We start from the raw sequence: 3,553 nt of genomic DNA, 5'->3' as shown, positions 1-3,553 counted from the left end.
GCACCCAGCAAATCTGTCCCGTAGGCAACACCATCCGCCACTCTTGCTGCATCGGCAGTTGGCTAGTCTGGGAATAGTCGAGAGCTTGGGCCACTCGCGCATGATCATCGGGATGCACCATGCTCCAAAACAGAGACGGATTGCTTTGGAAGACATAGCGATCGAGCCCAAAAATGCGAATACATTGATAGCCAATAAACGGAAACGACTGCTGACCGTCCCCATGGCGAATGTATTGGAAGATCATGCCAGGAACGTTGGCAAACAGCCGTCGAAACTGCGTCTGGGCAGAGGAGAGAGCCGACGCCACTTGCTTCAGTTCTGTAATATCTTGGGCCACGATCGCCACTTGGGGGGAAACGTTGGAGTCCGTGTGATCGAGCCAAAATGCGTTCAGCAATACTGGAATGGTCGCCTGGGTGATGGCATGGCGCAGGTTGATCTCCCCGTGCCAAGATCCTTCTGCTCGCAGGATCGGTATCATACGGCTTGATAGCACCACCTGATCCTGAGGATGGATCAAATCCGCAAGCTGCAGGATCGCCCCGGTTTCTAAGCCCAACAACTGCTGACCAGCCCGGTTGAGAAACTCCAGCGGGCCATGCAGGGACAGAATACCCACCAATTCCGAGCTATTTTCTACAACTGACGCCAGTTTTCGCCGTTCGCCATCTAGACAGCGCTGCACAGACATATTGCGCCCGATCAGCAAATAGCCAGTGCAGTCTCCCTGGGGATTGTGTAACGCTGTTGCAGACACTGCCATGGGAATGCGATCGCCCGTACGACTGATGTAGGTCCAATCCTGTTCTTTGGGATCATCGGCAGACAGGGGCGTCACCAACACATCAAAGCTTGGTACTACGGATTGTTCTAAAGCGATGGATAACGCGATCGCCCGTCTCCGCACTTCTGCCGGGCAATAGAACAGCAACGGCGTTGTCTGACCAATTAACGCCTGGGCGTCATAGCCCAAGAGGCGCTGGGCCGTCGCATTCATGGTTTGAATCCGTCCCTGGGTATCCGTCGATAAGATGGTGAAATCAGCATGGTCGAGAATCGCCTGCTGAAGCCGCGTGAGGTCTCGTAGATTGGATTCCATGCGCTTGCGCTCGGTCATATCTCGGACAATCACCAGCACCTCATCTGCCCCACTTTTCACCACCCGTGCTTCTTCATGGATGATGCCTTGAGGACCAGCCGTGTCGTATTCATAAACCTGAAGTTTTTCTGTATCGATGGCTTGGCGAATATAGTGCAGGCGTTCATTAGCCATATCGCGTGGCAGTTGATCGACCAGATTTTTACCTACAGGATTGTCTAGATTGCCAATAAAAGGAAAGTCTGGCGCAACAAAGATATTGAGGTAGGTGCCGTTGCCATCCAACTCAAGAATGAGATCAGGTATGGCTTCTAATAAAGCACGCTGCTTTGCTTCACTTTTCTGCAAGGCTAGTTCAGCTTGCTTGCGTTCTGTGATGTCGATCAACATGCCCATCGACCCGTGAATGCCCATGGCATCATCCACAAAAGGGCTACCGCTGACAAGACACCAAAGGGGATCCCCCGATCGCGTCTTGACCTGCAGTTCATATTGATCGCTGATCCCCTGTTGGCGCAGCGCAGATTTTTGCGCCAGGCTGTCGCGATGGTCGGGTATCACCAGCGTTGACTCATGGCAGCCAATCAGATCTGCAGACGCATACCCCAGCATCTGGCAATAGCGTTGGTTGACAAACTGAATGATGCCGTCTCCATCGACAATCACCACCCCTTCTTTCATGCGGTCAATGAGGGTGCGATAGGTGCGATCGCTAGCTTGCAGTTGGGCTGCCAAGGATGAACAGGATGAGGAAGATAAGGGATCTTCCGCCGAAACAGAGGGGGATAGCGGATAGGTCATGGACGCTGCAGTGAGACGGCGCGATCGCGGGTAGTCATCAAAATCATCAATACTAGATGAGCCATGGCTGACACAATCCAGACTAGAACGTACAGCAGCTTCCTATGGAACACAATCTAAGAAGCTGTTCCTCGTGGGTATATCAGTTAACGTTATCCATCTAGGCTCGGTGATCGTAACGGTGTGCTCCTAACCGTTGGCTCTCAAATAGGCGCTCCAAATCAGGTGCTCCTATTGGTTTGGATCCAAACCAATAGGAGCCCAACCTAAGGTATCCAACATGCTTGGTTAGACATGAGGAGCTGGTCATGAGGAACCAGATCGTAGGGTAGATCGTGGGACAGACGAATAGATGATGATTGGTAAGTTCTAGTTTTAGCCTAACGCATGTACCTCGCTAAGACCTTAGGCCTATCAAAGCTTGTTAGCCCTAAAAACACTATCCGTAGGAACTGGGAAATCCCAGGCGATCGCCCATCTGTTATCTGAGATTGTACCGACACCCCAGCTGCACTTAGCTAAGGTATGACTCGTCAACGTATAATTGGTCACAGTAACCGTAATTGTGCGGTGTTGGGTTCGTCTTGATGTTTGGGAAGCGGCTCATCGAGACTCGGCTCCACCTCCGTCCAAGCGGGGTCATCATCGTTGAGCAACGCCAGCGCCGCCGCCATCATGTCGCTACCCAGATCGCGCAAATCATCTCGGCTAGCAATATAGGTTTCCAATACATCTAGGGGATCCAGGCTGCGATCGCTCCGTAGTTCGGGTAGGCGTGGACGGGCAAGTTGGCTGATTAGCTCAGGATGAATCGTGTAAGTATGGGCAGCTTCTAGGGCCGTATGCAGCGCCGCAGCATCGAGAGCATCGATTTGGTCGGCGTGGATCTGATACATGAGCCGCACCACCGCATTTTGAATGGGAGCACGGGCGATCGCCTCCAGCAGCTTGGTTTGGGGCATAGCCGCATCACAAAGATTGACCCGCAGGGTGTGGAATGGACGCACCGGCAGGGGACAAAACTGCACCTCTGCTCGTCCTCGCTCTAGGTTAACCATTACATAGCCTTTGTCCTCCGCTTCCTCGCTAAAGTCTACCCGCTCAATACTACCGGGATAGACTACCGGCGGATCCTGGCACAGCACTTGGTGGCGATGCACATGCCCCAGGGCCACGTAGTCAAAACAAGGGCGGGTCAGCAGGGGCATGGGTACCGTAAACCCTTTGCCCGCCGCCAGAAAGCGCTCCGCTCCATAGCAGGCCGTATCGGTCATCAGATGGGCGAGGAGAATGGTGGGGATAGTGGGGTCAAGCTGTCGGATTTCGCCTTCTAGAGCTACCCGCAGGCGATCGATCAGCAGATGATTCACCTCGGCCAACGATAGTCCCTCGGTTTGTGGACGGGTCAACAAGGTCGATGGCGTCAACCACGGCAGAGTAATCACCTGTACATCGCCGTGGCGGGTAGTGATGGGGTGGGTTTCGAGGCGATCGCCCACCACAAACCCCGGTACGCCCAAGGTACGGTAGATGCAAAGGCTGGCTCCACCTTGTCCTTGGGCATGTTGGTCATGGTTGCCCACCAGCAGCACCGTGGGAATATCCGCATCTACCAAGCGACGAAACTGCTGGGCAAAGGCTTCTTGCACA

Annotated in this window: 2 protein-coding genes; both read right to left on the bottom strand. The window is 53.7% G+C overall.

Translation table 11 applies throughout. The features are described 5' to 3' along the window. The coding region (locus V6D20_06395) for a PAS domain S-box protein (GenBank protein ID HEY9815416.1) at positions 1-1,903 on the bottom strand (1,903 nt) is incomplete at its 3' end. 548 nt (positions 1,904-2,451) lie between these two features. Next, a partial coding sequence (locus tag V6D20_06390; GenBank protein HEY9815415.1) for an exonuclease SbcCD subunit D occupies positions 2,452-3,553 on the bottom strand: 1,102 nt, incomplete at its 5' end.

Source organism: Candidatus Obscuribacterales bacterium (genome assembly GCA_036703605.1).
Classification (GTDB): Bacteria; Cyanobacteriota; Cyanobacteriia; order RECH01; family RECH01; genus RECH01.
The sequence above is the reverse complement of the archived record's forward strand: the minus strand, read 5'-3'. Positions and strand labels throughout refer to the sequence as shown.